A 13,853-nucleotide genomic window follows, 5' to 3' on the forward strand; every position below is an offset into this window, starting at 1 on the left:
TCCCGATCGGTTTCGTCATCATTGGCAACGCGCGGACGGCGCGGCTGACGCTCTTTGCGTTCAGCACGCTCCGGGCGCTCGGCGCGTTCCGGGCGTTCAGCACGCTCGGGCCGCTCTGCCCGTTCCGCACGCTCGCCCTGGTCCTGACGCGGGTCCTGCCGTGCCGGGCGATCCTGACCGTCCCGATCCCGCCCACGATCGCGGCGCGGGCGCTCGTCCTGATTGCGATTGTCCTGCTGACGGAAGTCCTGATGGCGCGGCGCGAACTCGTCGCCGTCCTCGCTGCCGTCGATCAGCTCGTCATTGTCGAAGCTGCTGTCCTGATCGCCATCGTCGTTGCGACGAAAGCGCCCCTGCTGCTCCTCCTGCCGTGCACGGTTGTCGGCGAGGACGCGAAAATAGTGATCGGCGAACTGCAGATAATATTCCGCGTTCACCCGATCGCCGGACATCTGGGCGTCGCGCGCCAGATTGCGATATTTTTCGAGAAGCTGGGGCGCATTGCCCCGTGCGCGGCTGTCGATCCGGTTGCCCGAATCGCCGTTACCGCGATTGCCTCCGCCCCCTTGGCGCGGGTTATTCCGACCGCGACGGCGACCGGCCTGACGATTATTGATCAAAGGTTCGTCCCTATGCTCTCGACTAAAACCCGGCGTTCCCGATCAATGGCCCCAAGCGCTATACAACACATCGTTGGCGGAACGGTTTTGACACCGCTCTCGCCCCGCGCTTCGGCCAACGGCTCCAATTCCAGAACGCCGCCAAAACTGTGGGAGCAGACCACTCACGCAAGCGCTTCGCGCGTTTGCAACAGTGATCCTGAAACTGGCAGATAGTCGTTCCCGTGCATCAAACCAAGCGAAAATCGTTGGGAGCCGTGAAAAAGCGCAGCCCTATGCCCTGGTGAGCACCAGCGCCCGCGCCCGCCCGGCCAGATCGCGGCGCACCGCGACATGGAAGCCGGCTTCCCGAAACAGTGCGCCGGCCGTCTCCTCCTGGTCGAAACCGATCTCGAAGATCGCTGCGCCTCCTGCGGCGAGGCGGTCGCCCGTCTGCGCGGCGAGCCGCCGATAATCGTCCAGCCCATCGGCTCCTGCGAACAGGGCGCTGGCTGGCTCATGATCGCGCACCTGCCGGGGCAGCATGGCGGACGTGCTGATGTAAGGCGGGTTGCAGAGAATGAGGTCGAAGCACTCCTCGATCCCGTCGGCCCAGTCCCCCGCGCGGATCTCCGCCCGCGCCTCCATCCCGCAAAGCCGGACATTCGCCCGTGCGATCTCGATCGCAGCCGCAGAGGCATCGACGCCGACACCGCTCGCCTCCCGCCAGACATCCAGCGCCGCCAGCAGCAGCGCCCCCGAGCCGGTGCCGAGATCGAGGATGCGACCCGGCGCCCGCCTCCCCTCGAACTGCGCGATCGCCGCCTCGATCAGGGTCTCGCTGTCCGGTCGCGGCACTAGCACGCCCGGCGCGACCTTCAGGGTCAGCGTCCAGAAATCCCGCGTGCCGGTGATGTAGGCGATCGGCTCATGCGCCAGCCGCCGGGCGAGCAGCGCATCGGCGCCCTCGGGGCAGGAGAGCCGGGGCAGGGCAAGGATCATCTCCTCGCGGCTCATCGCTAGCGCATGGGCGGCGAGCAGTTCAGCATCGAGCCGGGGCGTATCGCTGACCGCGCCCAGAGCGGTCGTGGCGGCCCGCAGCCAATCGCCCAGCCCGCTCACAAGCTCGTGCTCCTGCGCAGGCAGGAGCCCAGGGCAAAGCAGCCCCCCGCTCCCGGCTTCATGGTCGACACACTCCCGCCGCTCACGCCGCCATGTCGAGTTGCGCCAGCCGCGCAGCCTCATCCTCGGCGATGAGCGCGGCGATCACCTCGTCCAGCCCGGGGCCTTCCAGAATTTCCGGCAGGCGATGCAGGGTCAGGTTGATGCGGTGATCGGTCACGCGGCCCTGCGGAAAATTATAGGTGCGGATGCGCTCCGAGCGATCGCCTGAGCCGACCATCGCCTTGCGGGCGCCCGCATGTTCCGCCTGCGTCCGCTCGCGTTCGGCTTCATAAAGGCGGGTGCGCAGCACCTTCATGGCCTTGGCCTTGTTCTTGTGCTGGGACTTCTCGTCCTGCTGCGTCACGACGAGACCCGTCGGCAAATGCGTGATCCGCACGGCGCTGTCAGTCGTGTTCACATGCTGCCCGCCCGAGCCGGACGAGCGATAGACGTCGATCCGCAGGTCGGTCGCCTCGTTGATCTGCACGTCGACATCCTCGGCCTCGGGCAGCACGGCCACGGTCGCCGCCGAGGTATGGATGCGCCCGCCGCTCTCCGTCACCGGCACGCGCTGCACGCGATGGACGCCGCTCTCGAACTTCATGCGCGCGAACACCCCAGTGCCGGTCACGCTGGCGATTACTTCCTTGAAACCGCCCGCCTCGGACGCGCTGGCCGAGATGATCTCGACGCGCCAGCCCTGCGTCTCGGCATAGCGCTGATACATGCGGAACAGATCGCCCGCGAACAGCGCGGCTTCATCTCCACCCGTGCCGGCGCGAATCTCCAGCATGGCCGGACGGGCATCCGCCGCATCCTTGGGCAGTAGCGCCACGGCCAGCGCATGTTCGGCCTGCGGAAGCCGCGCGCGCAGGCTCTCCAGTTCCTCCTGCGCCATCGCCTTCATTTCGGGATCGGCGAGCATCGCCTCCAGCTCACCCTGCTCGGCGCGCAACGCCACAACCGCCCGCGCGGCCTGCACCACCGGCTCCAGCTCGGCATAGTCCTTGGAGAGCCGCACGAACTCCGCCGGATCAAGATCCGGCCGCGCCATCTGCGCCTGCACCTCCTCCTGCCGCCGGAGGATCGCAGCGATGCGATCGGGGGAGATTTGCATCAGCACAGTCTCATAAGCCCCTCCCCTTCAGGGGAGGGGGAAGGGGTGGGGCTGCCGCGCAGCGGCACCACCGAAACGCAATGGAGCAGGAACGCGCTCGCGCGCGTCACCCACCCCAACCCCTCCCTTGAAAGGGAGGGGCTAAAATAGAAAATATGGCGATCTGAGCAATCGCACATCATCGTCGATTCCAACTTGGTCGAAGTTTAAACCCGTCGAAAATCCCATGGAGTTTACCCGCCAACTCGGGATCATCACTACGCACCAGCCGCGCGCCTCCTGAGTCATGACCATCGCGCACGTCGTAAGAAATGAGGAGCACCGGCGAGAGCTTTTGCCCCCGATCGTATCTTTTGCGGGGACTACCAGAAACCAACGCCTCGGCTCTGAAGCCCTGTCGGCGGTATTCGGCTGCCAAGGCAACTGCATCTAGTTCACGCGCGGCATTTTCTGCCACGACAACTACGTCCAAAGTACCACTTTGGACGTCACCCAGCAGCATCCCCAGCCGCTCAATCCCCGCCGCCCAACCGACCGCCGGGGTCGCCGGCCCGCCCAGCGTCTCGATCAGCCCGTCATAACGTCCGCCGCCCAGCACCGTCCCCTGCGCGCCCAGCCGATCCGTGACGAACTCGAACGCGGTGTGCCGATAATAATCCAGCCCGCGCACCAGCCGGGCATTGCGGGTCCACGCCACGCCGGCCGCCTTCAGCCCGTCGGTCACCTTCTCGAAGAAGGCCTGCGCCTCCTCGGTCAGATAGGCGTCGATATCCGGCGCGTCCGCCACGATCGCCTGATCGCGCGGGTCCTTGCTGTCGAGGATGCGCATCGGGTTCTTTTCGAGCCGGGTCAGGCTGTCTTCGCTCAGGCTCGCCTTGTGCCCCTCGAAATGCGCGACCAGCGCAGCGCGCCAGGCATCGCGGCTTGCGGCATCGCCCAGCGTGTTGAGCGTCAGCGTCACGCCCTCGCTGATGCCCAGCTCCTTGAGCAACTGATCGGCGAAGATCAGCAGCTCGGCATCGGCCAGCGGCTCGGCCGCGCCGATGATCTCGGCATCGATCTGGTGGAACTGGCGATAGCGCCCCTTTTGCGGCCGCTCATAGCGGAACAGCGGCCCGTGCGTCGCAACCTTCAGCGGCGCATATTGCTGCCAGCCCTCGGTGATATAGGCCCGCGCGATGCCGGCGGTGAACTCCGGACGCAGCGTGAGCGAATCCCCGCCGCGATCCTCGAAGCTGTACATCTCCTTGGAGACGACATCGGTGGTTTCGCCCAGCGAGCGGGAGAAGACCGCCGTCTGTTCGAATACCGGTACTTCGATCCGCCGGAAGCCATAGAGTTTGCGGACTTTCTCGAACGTTTCGACCACATGCGCGAAGCGGTCCGCGCTGTCGCCGATCATATCCTGAGTGCCGCGAACGGGCCGGGGTGTCTCGATTTTCGCCATGGCCGCGCCTCTAGCGGGAATCGCGCTTTAAGGAAACCGGCTTGCAAGGGCAGCTTGTTCTCTTTATGTTCCAAAGCGGACTTGAGGAGACGATGATGAGCGACAGCTTCGAAGGCGGTTGTCAATGCGGCGCGGTGCGTTACCGGGCAACAGGAACGCCCGAGCATGTGGCGCTCTGCCATTGCGCGGACTGCCGCAAATCATCCGGCGCGCCGATGGTGCTCTGGGCCGCCTTTGCGGAAAAGGCGGTGACGGTGCTGACTGGCAATGTCAGCGATTATCATTCCTCCCCGTCCGTGACCCGGAGCTTCTGCCCCGTCTGCGGCACGGGCCTGTTCTTCACAAATCCGGAGGCGCTGCCCGGGCTGATCGACATCCAGGCCGCCACGTTCGACGATCCCGAGGCGCTGCCGCCGCAAGTGCAGATCCAGACCGCCGAGCGGCCGCACTGGATGATCACGCTGGATGCCCTGCCGAGCTTCGCGCGCTTTCCTGGCGAATAAGGTTCGCCCCATCCACTTCACCTGAAGCGCGACGAGGCGGAGGGTTTGACACGGATCAACGCCGCCCCTGCCGAAAGCGGCCATTCACTCGACTTGTTGAGAGATCAATCAAGGAGAGTCGGATGGCCCACTACCCCAATACGCCCGGCATGACAGGCGTGCTGCGCCCGTTGCGCATCGAAGGCGACATTCTGGATATGGAAGTCGAGGGAGAAATCCCCGCGCAACTCAATGGCACCTTCCATCGCGTCCACCCCGATGCGCAATTCCCGCCGATGTTCGAGAACGACCAGTTCTTCAATGGCGACGGCATGGTCAGCCTGTTCCACTTCCATGATGGCAAGGTCGATTTCCGCCAGCGCTACGCGCAGACCGACAAGTGGAAGGCCGAGCGGGCCGCCGGCAAGTCGCTGTTCGGCATGTATCGCAATCCGCTGACCGATGACGAGAGCGTTAAGGGCATGATCCGCGGCACGGCCAACACCAACGTCATGGTCCATGCCGGCAAGCTTTATGCGATGAAGGAGGACAGCCCCTGCCTCATCATGGATCCGCTCAGCCTGGAAACCGAGGGCTACACGAATTTTGACGGCAAGATCAAAAACCAGACCTTCTCCGGCCATGGCAAGATCGACCCCGTCACCGGCAATTTCTGCAACCATGGCTATGCCGCGACCGGCGTGCTGACCGATGATGTCAGCTATTTCGAGATCGACCCGCAGGGCAATGTGCTGTTCGAGACCTTCTTCAAGGTGCCCTATTATTGCATGATGCACGACTTCGGCCTGACGCAGGATTATGTGATCTTCCACATCGTGCCGATCACCGGCAATTGGGATCGGCTGAAGGCCGGCAAGCCGCATTTCGGCTTCGACAAGACGCTCCCGGTCTACCTTGGCGTGCTGAAGCGCGGCGCTGATGGCTCCGACATTCGCTGGTTCAAGCGCGACAACTGTTTCGCCAGCCATGTCATGAACGCCTATCAGGATGGCACCAAGATTCACTTCGACACCTGCGAGGCGAAAGGGAACAGCTTCCCCTTCTTCCCGGATATCCATGACGACAGCTTCGATCCGGTCGCGGCGCGTCCCTTCCTGACCCGCTGGACGGTCGACCTGGCCTCCAACGGTGAAGAATTCGCCAGCATCGAGAAGCTCACCGACTGGATCGACGAATTTCCCCGCATCGACGAGCGCTTCGTCGGCCAGCCCTATCGCCACGGCTGGGGCCTTGTCATGGACCCGGACATGCCGATGGACTTCCTGCGCGGGCGCGCCAGCGGCTTCAAGATGAACAAGATCGGCCATTGGGATCTCGTTGCCCGCACCGAGGACTGCTGGTGGGCGGGGCCGGAATCGATCATCCAGGAACCCTGCTTCGTGCCGCGCTCGGCCGATGCGCCGGAGGGCGATGGCTACATCATCGCGCTCGTGGACAATCTCATCACCAACTATTCCGACCTGGTGGTGCTCGACGCGCTCAACTTGCCCGCCGGGCCGATCGCCCGCGCCAAGCTGCCGATCCGCATCCGCTCGGGCCTGCATGGCAATTGGGCGGACGCCAGCAAGCTGCCGCGCGCAGCCTAAAGACCAAGCGTAGGATATCGACCGAGGGGGTGGACGCGTTGCCACCCCCTTGTCATGCTGGGCGCATCTATTTCCCCGGAGTGCCATGATGCGCCGTTGCCTTTTGCCTGCCCTACTCCTGCTGACCCTGCCCGCGAGCGCCCTTCTCGCCCAGGATGCCGCCGCGCCGCCGCCGCGCTCGGCCCCCGCCGCGCTGCCGATCCTGAGCACCGTGCCGCAAGCGCGGGACATCGCCTGGACCAGCGGCACGCTCAAGCTGGAGGTGGACGCGACGGATGTGGACCGGCGCATCATCACCATTCGCGAGACCATCCCCATGTCAACCGGCGGCCCGCTGACCCTGCTGCTGCCGGAATGGCTGCCGGGCCACCACGCCCCACGCGGGCAGATCGAGAAGATCGCCGGCCTTAGCTTCACGACCGCGGACGGCCGGCCGTTGCGCTGGAAGCGCGACCCGCTCAACGTCTACGCCTTTCACCTCTCCGTGCCGGACGGGGCAGGCGCCGTAATCGCCAACTTCCAGTTTCTGGCGCCCACCGCGGGCAATCAGGGCCGGATCGTGATGACCGACTCGCTGCTCAACCTGCAGTGGGACAGCGTCTCGCTTTATCCGGCCGGCTTCTACACCCGCCGCATCCCGATTCAGGCCAGCGTGACGCTACCGGAAGGCTGGACCGCGGCGACTGCGCTGGCCAGTGAGCGCGACGGCAAGACGGTCCGCTACGAGGAGACCGATTATGAAACGCTGGTCGATTCGCCGATCTTCGCAGGGCTCCACAGCCGCGAGATCGCGCTGGCGCCAGACGTGCGGCTGAGCGTCTTTGCCGATACGCCGGAAGAGCTCAAAGCCACCGAGCCGCAGATCAATCTGCACCGCCGCCTTGTCGATGAAGCCGTCGCGCTGTTCGGCGCGCGCCATTATGATCGCTATAATTTCCTGCTCTCCATCTCGGACAAGCTGGGCGGCATCGGCCTGGAGCATCACCGGCTCAGCGAAAATGGCGTCTCGCTGGGCTACTTCACGCAGTGGGAGGCTGCGCTGGGCGACCGCGACCTGCTCGCGCACGAATTCACCCATAGCTGGAACGGCAAATATCGCCGCCCGGAGATGCTCTGGACCCCCGATTTCGCGACCCCCATGCAGGACGATCTGCTCTGGGTGTATGAAGGACAGACCCAGTTCTGGGGCTATGTGCTCTCCGCCCGCTCGGGACTGCTGAGCAAGGCCGAGACGCTCGATGCGCTGGCCGCCATCGCGGCGCGGCTCGACGCGACCAGAGGCCGCACCTGGCGCCCAGTGATCGACACCACATACGATCCGATCATCGCGGCCCGCCGCCCCAAGGCCTGGACGAGCTGGCAGCGCTCGGAAGATTATTATAATGAAGGCCTGATGATCTGGCTGGAAGTGGACGCCATCATCCGCCGCGAAACCGCTGGCGCGCGCGGCATCGATGATTTCGCCAAGGCCTTCTTCGGCGTGAACGATCGCGACTGGGGCGTGCTGACCTACAATCGCCAGGATGTGATCGACACGCTGAACGGCGTCGTCGCTTATGATTGGGACGGGCTACTGCGCGAGCGGATAGAGCAGACCAATAGCGAGGTCACCAAGGCTGGGTTCGACCTAGGCGGCTACAAGCTGACCTACGGCCTTATCACCAACTCGACGATTCGGGCCGCCGAGACCGTGGGCAAATATGTCGACCAGAGCTTCGGCCCCGGGCTGATCGTCGGGGAAGATGGTGTCGTGCGCTCCGTCATCTGGGATAGCCCCGCCTTCAAGGCCGCCATCGCGGTCGGCGATTCGATCACGGCGGTTGGCGACACCGAGTTTTCCGCCGATGTCTTCCGCGAGGGGGTCCGGGCAACGGCCCAAAAACATCCGCTCGTCCTGACCCTGAGGCGGGACAAAAGATATCGCACGATCACGCTCGATTATTCCGGCGGCCTGCGCTATCCGCGCCTCGAAAAATCACAAGAGGGTTCAACCAGTCTCGACCGACTGCTGACAGCGCGGACCGGCGAGACTTCCGTCAATTAACCTGTGGGTGCGAAAAACCATGAACATCGATATGATTCCTGTCGGCAGCAATCCGCCGGAAAGCCTCAATGTCGTCATCGAGGTGCCGACCGGTGGCGAGCCGGTGAAATATGAGTTCGACAAGGCATCGGGCGCCCTGTTCGTCGATCGCATCCTGCACACGCCGATGCGCTACCCCGCAAATTACGGTTTCGTGCCGCACACGCTCTCGCCCGATGGCGATCCGCTCGATGCGCTGGTCGTGGCCCGCTCGCCCTTCATCCCCGGCTCGGTGGTGCGCGCCCGCCCCATCGCCGTTCTCAATCTCGAGGATGAGCATGGTGGTGACGAGAAGCTGCTCTGCGTTCCCGACGACGCGACCTTCCCTTATTACGCCAATGTGACCGAGAAGGAGCATCTGCCCGACATCGTGTTCAAGCAGGTCGAGCACTTCTTCACGCACTATAAGGATCTTGAGGCCGAGAAGTGGGTGCGTGTCGGCACCTGGGGCAACAGCGCGGAAGCTCGCCAGATCACGCTGGAAGCCATTGAGCGCTACCAGCAGAACAAGGCCGCGAAGAGCGCCGCCTGATCGTTTGGCCCCGTGCACGGGGCCCGCAGATACAAAAGAGGCTCCCAGCGCACCGCCGGGAGCCTCTTTTTTATGATAATCATGTCGGAATGAGTTCAGCTCGCGGTCTTCACCTTCTCATAGGGAACGAACTTGCCCAGGCTGACGAACCCGCGCGGGAAGTGCCCGGCGCGATCCACCAGCCGTACGATATCGACATCGCACAGCTGCGAGCTGCTCGTCTTGGTGACGAGAATATCGTCATCGTCGAGCGACGAGGCGCCGCTCACCGGCCGGTTGACGTAAAGCTTGCCGCCGACTTCATAGATGATCGCCGTCTTGTCGATGATCTGCGTTGAGCGCACGCTGCTCAGGCTGATGCACCGGACCGGCTCTCCGGCGGTGCGCCCTTCCAGCGCCTTGGCGAGCTTGGCGTCAGCCTTGGCCTGCGCCTCTGCTGCGCGAGTCGATTGGGCAGCGGCGGGCACCGTAGCGACCATCGCGACCCCGATAATGCCTGTGAACAGGCGAGACATGAAACGCATCCTGCGTCCTTTCCGGTTTCCCATTTCCCGCGCCCGATTGCCGCTCTACCCTCTTCTGCCTGAATGGGCCATGAGCGCCCCTTCCCGCGCGGTGAAAAAACAGCATTTCGCTTCCGTTCGTCGCCCCCTTTTCCTATAGGCTGGGGCATGACGGACAATAGCAATACGACCCCCGCTCAGAACGCAAATGATTACGGCGCCGACAGCATCAAGGTGCTCAAGGGCCTGGACGCCGTGCGCAAGCGCCCCGGCATGTACATCGGCGATACCGATGACGGCTCCGGCCTGCATCACATGGTCTTCGAGGTGAGCGACAACGCCATTGACGAGGCGCTGGCCGGACATTGCGATCTGGTGCTGATCGAGCTGAACCCGGACGGTTCCGTTTCGGTCGAGGATAATGGTCGCGGCATCCCGACGGACATTCACCGCGAGGAAGGCGTTTCGGCGGCCGAGGTCATCATGACCCAGCTCCACGCCGGCGGGAAGTTCGAGAACACCTCCGACGACAATGCCTATAAAGTGTCCGGCGGCCTGCACGGCGTCGGCGTCTCCGTCGTCAACGCGCTGTCCGAGTGGCTGGAGCTAACCGTGTGGCGCGAAGGCAAGGAGCACTGGATGCGCTTCCGTTATGGCAATGCGGAAGGCCCGCTCGTCGTGCGCGGCGATGCGCCTGTGGTCGACGGCAAGCCCAAAAAGGGCACGCGCGTCACCTTCCTCGCCTCGACCGACACGTTCAAGAACGTCACCGAGTTCGATTTCGACAAGCTGGAACATCGCTATCGCGAGCTTGCCTTCTTGAACTCAGGCGTGCGCATCCTGCTGCGCGACAAGCGCCATGAAGAGGTGAAGGAGCACGACCTGTTCTACGAGGGCGGCATCGCGGCCTTCGTGAAATATCTTGATCGCAACAAGAACGCGCTGATGCCCGACCCCATCGCCATCTCGGCCGACCGGGACGGCATCGGCATCGATGTGGCCCTGGAGTGGAACGACAGCTATTACGAAAACGTCCTCTGCTTCACCAACAACATCCCGCAGCGGGACGGCGGCACTCATCTGGCCGCCTTCCGCGCCGCGCTGACCCGCACGCTCAACAGCTATGGCGACAAGTCCGGCCTGCTCAAGAAGGAGAAGGTCAGTCTTACCGGTGAGGACATGCGCGAGGGGCTGACCGCCATTGTCTCGGTCAAGCTGCCCGATCCCAAGTTCAGCAGCCAGACCAAGGACAAGCTGGTCTCCTCCGAGGTGCGCCAGCCGCTTGAAAGCCTGATGGCCGACAAGATGCAGGAGTGGCTCGAGGAAAATCCCGGCCACGCCAAGTCGATCATCCAGAAGGTCGTCGATGCCGCCGCCGCGCGCGAGGCTGCCAAGAAGGCCCGCGAACTGACTCGCCGCAAGGGCGTGATGGACATCGCCTCCCTGCCCGGCAAGCTCGCCGACTGTCAGGAGCGCGATCCCGCCAAGTCCGAACTGTTCCTCGTCGAGGGCGATTCGGCCGGTGGCTCCGCCAAGCAGGGCCGCGACCGGCATTTCCAGGCGATCCTGCCCCTGCGCGGCAAGATCCTCAATGTCGAGCGGGCCCGGTTCGACCGGATGCTGGCTAGCCGCGAGATCGGCACGCTCATCCAGGCGATGGGCACCGGCATTCGCGACGACTTCAACCTGGAGAAGCTGCGCTACCACAAGATCGTCATCATGACGGACGCCGACGTGGACGGCGCGCACATCCGCACGCTGCTGCTGACCTTCTTCTACCGGCAGATGCCGCAGATCATCGAGGCAGGCCATCTCTACATCGCCCAGCCGCCGCTCTACAAAGCCACGCGCGGGCGCAGCGAAGTCTACCTGAAGGACGAGGCCGCGCTCGACCAGTATCTGGTCGACAATGGCGTCGATACACTGGTGCTGGAGACGGAAACCGGCACCCGCTCGGGTCAGGACCTGCGCGACCTCATCGACCATGCCCGGCGCAGCCGCGCGCTGATGCGCTATGTGCCGCGTCGCTATGACGGTGCGATCGTCGAGGCGCTGGCGCTGGCCGGCGCGCTGGCCTTCGATCTCTCCGACGATGCCCGCGCGCAGGCCCTCGCCCGCGCGGCGGAATGGCTGGACCGGACCGACGAGGAAGGCCGCTGGACCGGCCGCCTCTCGGCCGAGGGCGGCTATCATCTCGAGCGGCTGGTGCGCGGCGTGACCGATCACCACATCATCGAGCCGGCCTTCCTCAATTCCGCCGAAGCCCGCAAACTGGACACGCTGACCAAGGAGCAGGCGAGCCTCTACGCCAGCCCAAGCCATCTGCTCGCCGCACGCGCGGCCGCCGCGCAGGCGCAGGCCGAGAACGAGGCGGAAGACAGCGACGGCGAAGAGACCGCCGCACCCACCGCTGCGCAGGCCCGCGGCGTGCGGATCACCCGCCCGTCCGAGCTACTCGACGCCGTGCTGGCCGCCGGCCGCAAGGGCCTCTCGATCCAGCGCTATAAGGGCCTTGGCGAGATGAACGCCGACCAGCTATGGGAAACCACGCTCGACCCCAATGTGCGCTCGATGCTCCGCGTCGAGATCGAGCAGGCGGACGTCGCCGACGAGATCTTCACGCGCCTGATGGGCGACATCGTCGAACCACGCCGCGAGTTCATCCAGGACAACGCCCTCAACGTCGCCAATCTCGACGTTTGAGGCGCCCTCACTAACCAGCTTGGAATGAGGCACCCTCGGTCCGCTCGATATCGAGTCGGCTGAGGGTGTCAATCAGTGTGCCGCGCCCGGATCGACGGCCCTTTTCGGCCGGGGGGCGAACCATACTGCTGCGGCAGCGAACACGAAGGCGGCTGCGGACAGCAGGAACATGTGGTTGATCGCAACCGTCAGGCTTTCCTGCTGGACGGTCTGCTCGATCACCCCGCGTACCTGATCCAGCGAAAAGCCGGCGCCTTGCAGCGCCTCGCGCGTCGCCTCGCTGTTCATGGCGCCGACCATCTCGCTGCGTGCTGTCACGGCACTATTGGCCCACATGGTCGTCGCGACGGAAGTGCCGATGGCACCCGCCATCGTGCGCAGGAAGCTCATCACGCCCGCCGCCGACGCGGTCTCGTCCGGGTCCACCGCCGAAAGCGCGATGGTGGTGAGCGGAATGAAGAAGAAGGGCATACCAATGCCCTGCATCAGCTGCGGGAAGGCCAGCGTCCAGAAGTCGGCGCCCGACGTCCAGTGCGCCCGCAGCAGCGACGTGAGCCCGAGCCACAGGATGCCGAATGTCACCAAAATGCGCGGATCGACCTTGTTGGTGAGCTTGCCGACAATCGGCGACATGATGACGGCAGCCACGCCCATAAAGGCGGTCACATAGCCCGCATCGGTGGCGGTATAGCCAAGGTCGGTCTGCAGCCACTGGGGGATGAGCACCACCGCCGAGAACATCGTCCCGAAGGCAAGCGACAGGCTGAGCACCGCCGCTGAAAAGCCGCGATGCCGGAACACCCGCAGATTGACGATCGGTTGCGCCTCGGTCAGCTCCCAGGCGAGGAACAGCGCGAAGCCGATCAACGCGATGATCGCCAGGATCACGATCTTGCTGTCCCCAAACCAGTCATGCTCGCGGCCGATGTCGAGGATGATCTGCAGCGCGCCGATCCACAGGATCAGCAGCGCCAGCCCGATCGTGTCGACACGCATCTTCTCGGTTCTGGTCTCCGCGTGGCGCAGGAAGCGGGTCGCGCCATAAGCGCAGAGCGCGGCAACCGGAATATTGATGAAGAAAATCCAGTGCCAGGACCAGCTATCGCTGATGGTTCCGCCCAGGATAGGGCCGAGGATCGGCGCGATAACGGTGGTCATCGCCCACAGGCCCATTGCCTGCCCGCGCAGATGCTTGGGGAAGATGCGCATCAGCAAGGTCTGGCTGAGCGGCATTAGCGGCCCACCGCACAGCCCCTGGCCGATGCGGAAGGCGACCAGCATCCCGAGGCTGCTCGAAAGGCCGCAGAGCACCGAGAAGATGCCAAAGCCAATCATGCCGAAGGTAAAGGTGCGCACGGTGCCGAAGCGCCCCGCAAGCCAGCCGGTCAGCGGCACGCAGATCGCTTCCGCGACCGCATAGGATGTGATGATCCATGTGCCCTGCGAGGCCGAGATGCCGAGCGAGCCGGCAATGTGCGCCACCGAGACATTGGCGATCGTCGTGTCCAGCACGATCATGAAATTGCTGAGCGCGAGCACCGCGCCGGCAATCACCAGCGCAGCGCCCGAGAGCGGCGTGAAATCGTCCGCCTTGCTGGCCATGTCTGTGCCCTTCC

Annotated in this window: 11 protein-coding genes (1 of these 11 running past the window's edge); 5 read left to right on the plus strand and 6 right to left on the minus strand. The window is 64.4% G+C overall.

What is annotated here, in order from left to right; translation table 11 throughout:
- From M2332_RS09080 to hisS, 4 genes are all read right to left on the minus strand, one after another.
- A protein-coding gene (locus M2332_RS09080) for a DUF4167 domain-containing protein (protein WP_264573803.1) crosses the window boundary here: on the minus strand, positions 1 to 620 show its 5' portion. It extends 166 nt beyond the left edge of the window; only the first 620 of its 786 coding nucleotides appear in the window; the start codon lies at positions 618 to 620; its stop codon lies off the left edge, out of view.
- Positions 621 to 893: 273 nt separating this feature from the next.
- A complete protein-coding gene (gene prmC, locus M2332_RS09085; RefSeq protein WP_264573804.1) occupies positions 894 to 1,721 on the minus strand; it encodes a peptide chain release factor N(5)-glutamine methyltransferase in 828 nt (275 codons plus the stop codon).
- A gap of 82 nt (positions 1,722 to 1,803) precedes the next feature.
- A complete protein-coding gene (gene prfA, locus M2332_RS09090) occupies positions 1,804 to 2,883 on the minus strand; it encodes a peptide chain release factor 1 (RefSeq protein ID WP_264574935.1) in 1,080 nt (359 codons plus the stop codon).
- Positions 2,884 to 3,058: 175 nt separating this feature from the next.
- Positions 3,059 to 4,327: a histidine--tRNA ligase gene (hisS, locus tag M2332_RS09095; protein WP_264573805.1), complete on the minus strand. Its 1,269-nt coding sequence runs from the start codon at positions 4,325 to 4,327 to the stop codon at positions 3,059 to 3,061.
- Between the two features lie 95 nt (positions 4,328 to 4,422).
- Between hisS and M2332_RS09100 the strand changes: the two genes are divergently transcribed.
- The 4 genes from M2332_RS09100 (at position 4,423) to ppa (ending at position 9,031) form a co-directional block, all read left to right on the plus strand.
- Positions 4,423 to 4,830: a GFA family protein gene (locus tag M2332_RS09100; protein ID WP_264573806.1), complete on the plus strand. Its 408-nt coding sequence runs from the start codon at positions 4,423 to 4,425 to the stop codon at positions 4,828 to 4,830.
- Positions 4,831 to 4,952: 122 nt separating this feature from the next.
- Positions 4,953 to 6,416, plus strand: a complete 1,464-nt coding sequence (locus tag M2332_RS09105) for a carotenoid oxygenase family protein (protein WP_181558430.1) — start codon at positions 4,953 to 4,955, stop codon at positions 6,414 to 6,416.
- An 88-nt stretch (positions 6,417 to 6,504) separates the two neighbouring features.
- On the plus strand, positions 6,505 to 8,460 hold the full coding sequence (locus tag M2332_RS09110; protein WP_264574936.1) for a M61 family metallopeptidase: 1,956 nt from the start codon (positions 6,505 to 6,507) through the stop codon (positions 8,458 to 8,460).
- Between the two features lie 19 nt (positions 8,461 to 8,479).
- Positions 8,480 to 9,031 carry an inorganic diphosphatase gene (ppa, locus tag M2332_RS09115; RefSeq protein WP_181558429.1) on the plus strand — a complete coding sequence of 184 codons (552 nt, stop codon included), beginning with the start codon at positions 8,480 to 8,482 and terminating at the stop codon, positions 9,029 to 9,031.
- A 95-nt stretch (positions 9,032 to 9,126) separates the two neighbouring features.
- Here the strand turns inward: ppa and M2332_RS09120 are convergent, their stop codons facing one another.
- Complete coding sequence (locus tag M2332_RS09120; protein WP_181561271.1) at positions 9,127 to 9,546, minus strand: hypothetical protein; 420 nt, start codon at positions 9,544 to 9,546, stop codon at positions 9,127 to 9,129.
- A 156-nt stretch (positions 9,547 to 9,702) separates the two neighbouring features.
- On the opposite strand from M2332_RS09120, the gene gyrB reads away from it, so the two are divergent.
- Entirely contained in the window at positions 9,703 to 12,237 is a 2,535-nt protein-coding gene (gyrB, locus tag M2332_RS09125; RefSeq protein WP_264573807.1) for a DNA topoisomerase (ATP-hydrolyzing) subunit B, read from the plus strand.
- Positions 12,238 to 12,309: 72 nt separating this feature from the next.
- On the opposite strand, the gene M2332_RS09130 is transcribed toward gyrB, so the two are convergent.
- Complete coding sequence (locus M2332_RS09130; protein WP_264573808.1) at positions 12,310 to 13,839, minus strand: DHA2 family efflux MFS transporter permease subunit; 1,530 nt, start codon at positions 13,837 to 13,839, stop codon at positions 12,310 to 12,312.
- Positions 13,840 to 13,853: the final 14 nt, after the last annotated feature.

The organism is Sphingobium sp. B11D3A (assembly GCF_025961695.1).
Classification (GTDB): domain Bacteria; phylum Pseudomonadota; class Alphaproteobacteria; order Sphingomonadales; family Sphingomonadaceae; genus Sphingobium.

What these genes read in the sequence shown, in the direction of transcription:
- M2332_RS09110 (WP_264574936.1), top strand. Translation starts at nt 6,505, where the DNA reads ATGCGCCGTTGCCTTTTGCCTGCCCTACTCCTGCTGACCCTGCCCGCG.
- M2332_RS09130 (WP_264573808.1), bottom strand. Translation starts at nt 13,839, where the DNA reads ATGGCCAGCAAGGCGGACGATTTCACGCCGCTCTCGGGCGCTGCGCTG.
- ppa (WP_181558429.1), top strand. Translation starts at nt 8,480, where the DNA reads ATGAACATCGATATGATTCCTGTCGGCAGCAATCCGCCGGAAAGCCTC.
- M2332_RS09120 (WP_181561271.1), bottom strand. Translation starts at nt 9,546, where the DNA reads ATGTCTCGCCTGTTCACAGGCATTATCGGGGTCGCGATGGTCGCTACG.
- M2332_RS09105 (WP_181558430.1), top strand. Translation starts at nt 4,953, where the DNA reads ATGGCCCACTACCCCAATACGCCCGGCATGACAGGCGTGCTGCGCCCG.
- M2332_RS09100 (WP_264573806.1), top strand. Translation starts at nt 4,423, where the DNA reads ATGAGCGACAGCTTCGAAGGCGGTTGTCAATGCGGCGCGGTGCGTTAC.
- gyrB (WP_264573807.1), top strand. Translation starts at nt 9,703, where the DNA reads ATGACGGACAATAGCAATACGACCCCCGCTCAGAACGCAAATGATTAC.
- hisS (WP_264573805.1), bottom strand. Translation starts at nt 4,327, where the DNA reads ATGGCGAAAATCGAGACACCCCGGCCCGTTCGCGGCACTCAGGATATG.